7 protein-coding genes are annotated in these 4,151 nt (G+C 40.9%); all 7 read left to right on the forward strand.

Going from position 1 to position 4,151, the window contains the following annotated elements; genetic code table 11:
* The coding region (locus HCR01_RS37085; protein ID WP_193200879.1) for a DUF5131 family protein at positions 1–857 on the forward strand (857 nt) is incomplete at its 5' end.
* A 115-nt stretch (positions 858–972) separates the two neighbouring features.
* The gene (locus HCR01_RS37090) at positions 973–1,953 is read left to right on the forward strand and encodes a hypothetical protein (RefSeq protein ID WP_193200880.1); all 981 of its coding nucleotides are present in this window, start codon (positions 973–975) and stop codon (positions 1,951–1,953) included.
* 37 nt (positions 1,954–1,990) lie between these two features.
* Entirely contained in the window at positions 1,991–2,296 is a 306-nt protein-coding gene (locus HCR01_RS37095) for a hypothetical protein (protein WP_193200881.1), read from the forward strand.
* Positions 2,293–2,880 (forward strand): hypothetical protein, encoded by a 588-nt coding sequence (locus tag HCR01_RS37100; protein WP_193200882.1) that lies wholly within the window; start codon positions 2,293–2,295, stop codon positions 2,878–2,880. The genes HCR01_RS37095 and HCR01_RS37100 overlap by 4 nt, the downstream gene beginning before the upstream one ends.
* A gap of 61 nt (positions 2,881–2,941) precedes the next feature.
* Positions 2,942–3,253 (forward strand): hypothetical protein, encoded by a 312-nt coding sequence (locus HCR01_RS37105; RefSeq protein ID WP_193200883.1) that lies wholly within the window; start codon positions 2,942–2,944, stop codon positions 3,251–3,253.
* A 124-nt stretch (positions 3,254–3,377) separates the two neighbouring features.
* Complete coding sequence (locus tag HCR01_RS37110; RefSeq protein ID WP_193200884.1) at positions 3,378–3,728, forward strand: hypothetical protein; 351 nt, start codon at positions 3,378–3,380, stop codon at positions 3,726–3,728.
* A gap of 10 nt (positions 3,729–3,738) precedes the next feature.
* Positions 3,739–4,074, forward strand: coding sequence for an ASCH domain-containing protein (locus tag HCR01_RS37115; protein WP_193200885.1), 336 nt, complete (start codon positions 3,739–3,741; stop codon positions 4,072–4,074).
* Positions 4,075–4,151: the final 77 nt, after the last annotated feature.

Raw genomic sequence — 4,151 nt, forward strand, 5'->3', positions numbered from 1 at the left:
GTGAATGGGATGGAACAGTCCAATTTGTGGAATCTCAACTTATTAAACCACTGCACTGGAGAAAACCCAAAAAGATATTCGTTTGTAGCATGGCTGACTTATTTCATGCCAATGTTCCAAATGAGTGGATCGACCAAGTAATGGCTGTTATAGCCTTATGTCCTGGGCATACTTTTCAAGTTCTTACCAAGCGACCAGAGAGGGCATTGGAGTATTTTAGCCAACCCCAACTATGGGTTAAATGGTATGAAACTGCCAAAGAACATCTGTGGGGTGCTGTTGGAGAAAAGTTTGGAGGTTTAATTAATCTCCAACAATATTTTATTGACCAACCTTTTCCGCTACCTAATTTGTGGTTAGGAACGTCAACAGAAAATCAAGCGATGGCAGATAAACGTATCCCAATTTTATTACAAATACCCGCATCTCTACGCTTTTTATCTTGTGAGCCGCTGCTTGAGGAAATTACTTTATCCCGATATCACAACAATGGAATTGGCTATTTAGGACACAAAATTAAATGTCCAAATTGTGGAGTCACTGGTATTAATTCCCCAGATAAATACTACCAATACTGCTGGCAGTGTAATAGTGAAATGGAGAGAAAAGAACCGACGATTTCGTGGATTATATGCGGTGGGGAGTCTGGCCCCAATTCCAGACCATGCCATATTGAATGGATTGAGTCAATCGTCAACCAGTGCCAAGCTTCCAATACACCCGTGTTTGTCAAGCAGTTGGGTGCTAATGCTCACTACCAGGGACAGCGACTTCAAACCCGTGATCGCAAGGGTGGAGATATGGAAGAGTTTCCAGAACAACTAAGAATCAGAGAATTTCCTATCTCGGTACTTTAGTAAAAATAAATCCCTCTTTAACACGAATGGTTAAACGAGGGAACGCAAACTTGTGTAAGAGTGTTATTGCTATGAGTTTAACAGAAAAAGTATTGATGATCATTGGAGGTGTGAGATGAATTGGCTCAGTGATCAAAATAGCTTTCTGACTTGGGAAATTCGTTCAAGAGACACAATAGAAGTCAAACGCTGTTATGTTGACGTAACTGGCGGAGACTTAATTGCAGGAATTCTTTTAAGTCAAATTATCTACTGGCATCTTCCTGATGACCAAGGACAGCCCAGGCTCAAAATCGAACGTGATGGTTACAGGTGGTTGGCTAAAAAGCGTGAGGACTGGTGGAAGGAATGCAGGATTACACCAAAGCAGTTTGATTCAGCTATCAAGTTACTAGAGTCCAAAAACTTGCTCAAGACTGCTATCTACAAATTTGGCAATAGCCCAACCAAGCATATCCGTATCGACTGGGATAACTTTCTTTCTTTGCTAGCTCAAGTTGTACAAGCTCCACCATTAGCTCCTGAACACATCAAAACACAAGTTGCTTCTGGTTCTTCCGAAAAGGTGAATTTCCAAAAAGGTGAAAATGGAAATGACGAAAAAGGGAATTTCCGAAAAGGTGAAAATGGTTCTTCCGAAAAGGTGAATTTCCATATTCCGAAAATGGTAAATTCCATATTCCGAAAAGGTGAAAATGATCTAATAGAAACAGAGATTACTACAGAGACTACGACAGAGATTACAAAACAGAGAGAAGAACCCCCTACCCCCACAGTCGAATTAAACGCGAGTGATGAAATTTTCTCTCCCATCCCTCAACCTCAACACGAAGTACCAAAACAGTCTGTATCACAACAACTCACTTTATTGCCAATACAACCAGAGTCTTTGCACCAAACCAATAACCCCTCAAGTGGATCAATAGTTCCGGGTTCGTTCGATAATCACGAACAATCGAATAAGCCAGAACGAACTGAAAAAAGAATCACGGATCAGCAATTATCCTGCTTGTTCCTGTCAGCTTACAACGCCAATAAGCCCTCTAATTTCACTGAACATACCAAAATCAACCCAGAAACACCTAAGAAAGATTAAAAGCCTGCTCAAGGACTTTCCAGACACCGCTACAACGATGTTTGCCGATGCCCTTACCTGGGTTAGAGAACAAGACGATGGTTGGTGGCGACAAAAGCAATTCTCTCTAAGCAACTTGATGACTAACGGCAAAATCCTCGATTACGCCGATAAACACGCCACTGCCATGAAGCACGACACCAAATACCGCTTACGCGTTGAAGGAAAAGCGCCATCGATGGACAAAGGACGATTCAGTGTGATTGATGACAACGGTAACGAAAGCACCGGAGCTACGGCGGACATCGCCAGACTTTACGCAACAGACCCAATGTTCAGAATGCTAATGGACGCAGGAAAATGATTGAACAACAAGTTTTCGATTACGGAATGAATTTACTCAATTGTTATTTCAACAAAGTGTTGGATGACACAATCAAAGGAATTTGGCTTGAGTATCTCAGTTCTGAATTGACAGGTGAAGAGTTTTTGCAAGCTGTCAAAAATGCCTTGCTGCATTCTCGCTTTATGCCAACAGCTGGCGAGTTAGTTGGGTTCATTCATGGCTCTAAAGAAAGCAAAGCGCTTATGGAGTGGCAGGTGATTTTAAAAGCCTCTACAAATTGCCAAGATTCTTCAGGCATTGCTTATATATCGACTCGCGCTCGTGTTGCCCTACAAGCAGTTGGCGGCTTACGTACCGTGGGAATGGCAGAAGAATTTCGCCGCAATCACATGGAAAAGCAGTTCATCACTGTCTACTGCCAATGTTCTGACAAAGATGCTAAAGCTTTGCCACAAACATCAAGCGCACCCGTAGAAGAACCAAGACACGAGGCTACTGAAGCTGTACCTCCTCCAGCACATATTCGTGAGCAAATGGCAGTTTTAAAAACAAAACTTTCGATGAATGGCAACAAATCAAAATTGCCATCACAACGAGCGTAAAAATTCCCCGTCATTTACTTGATTATTGGCATTATAACCGACAAAACTGGATGTTTTTGAAATGCTTGAGATGGTAGTAGAAAGAGAGATTTTTGAAAAATATGAGCCTTTGCTAATCGAAATTAAAAGACTCAATGATTCTGGAATGCTTATTGATGAGTTAATTAATACCGCTAGTGAAGAAGAACTTTTTCAAAGTTTAAAGATAAAAGGAGTTTGCCTTTTCATTGGACTAGTTCATGGAGGCTTGCTTACTTCATTTCAAAAACTATTTGGAAAGTATAATTTTGAGATTCATTACTACTTAGTTGAATCTAGTCCTAGTACTGATTTTTACAATGTCGGCTTTTTTGTTTCATTCAAGAGTTCATAGCACTTTTTGATGGTTCAGTAAGTGGAACTGGCAACTGTGTTAAATATGCTAACAATCAGAATAAACTAGTGCTGAATGTGTGGAAGTCGTGGGTCAAATATCGGGGATTCTAAGGAGGATTTTTGTGAGCGAGTCATATCAACAACTTCTCAAGCAATGGGCGGCTCTTTCTCCTGACGAATGCTCTACTACAGAGCGTGATTATAGATTCAAAGTTAAAGTACTGCTATGTGTCGAAAAACGTTCTTTTGAGACCCCCTGGCGGTCTATTACTTCTGAAAATCTGGTTTTGATTCAGTTAAATTTTGTTTTACTGACAGTTTTGCATCATTGTTTTGCCCGTCAGTCTAGCATTAGTTTTACTTTTTCTGACCAAGGAACTAATGCCACAATCTGCAACGGACTCAAATCACAAATATATCCGCATCCGGCGATTGCAGCATTAGATGCATACATTCAACTGCTGAATTTTTAGAAGATAGTATATGAAAGCGATATCCGTCCGTCAACCTTGGGCATGGGGAATTATCTACTCCACCAAAGATGTAGAAAATCGCGGTTGGCCAATTAATTATCGAGGCGATATTCTCATTCACGCTGCAAAAAAGTGTACCAAAAAGGAATACGAAATTGCCTCTACATTCTGTCAAAATATGGGCGTGTCTATTCCAGAGTTAAAGAGCCTCCGTCGTGGTCAAGTCATCGGTATAGTTACAATAGTAGACTGTCGGTTCTCACAAGTTGCGTCAGGCTGGGGAATATCTGGGCAGTATCACTGGCATTTAGAGAACCCGCGAGAAATGGCTGTGTTGCAAAAATAGGTGCCTAAGCAAGTGTTATATTCTTTCAAGAGACTGAAATGCTACAGAGATGAACCCAAAACAACCATTTAAATGGC

Origin of the sequence: Nostoc sp. MG11, from assembly GCF_014904695.1 — a bacterium.
Taxonomy (GTDB): domain Bacteria; phylum Cyanobacteriota; class Cyanobacteriia; order Cyanobacteriales; family Nostocaceae; genus Komarekiella.

Excerpts from the sequence above, each read along its gene's own strand:
- HCR01_RS37105 (WP_193200883.1), top strand. The coding sequence starts at position 2,942 with ATGCTTGAGATGGTAGTAGAAAGAGAGATTTTTGAAAAATATGAGCCT.
- HCR01_RS37100 (WP_193200882.1), top strand. The coding sequence starts at position 2,293 with ATGATTGAACAACAAGTTTTCGATTACGGAATGAATTTACTCAATTGT.
- HCR01_RS37090 (WP_193200880.1), top strand. The coding sequence starts at position 973 with ATGAATTGGCTCAGTGATCAAAATAGCTTTCTGACTTGGGAAATTCGT.
- HCR01_RS37095 (WP_193200881.1), top strand. The coding sequence starts at position 1,991 with ATGTTTGCCGATGCCCTTACCTGGGTTAGAGAACAAGACGATGGTTGG.
- HCR01_RS37115 (WP_193200885.1), top strand. The coding sequence starts at position 3,739 with ATGAAAGCGATATCCGTCCGTCAACCTTGGGCATGGGGAATTATCTAC.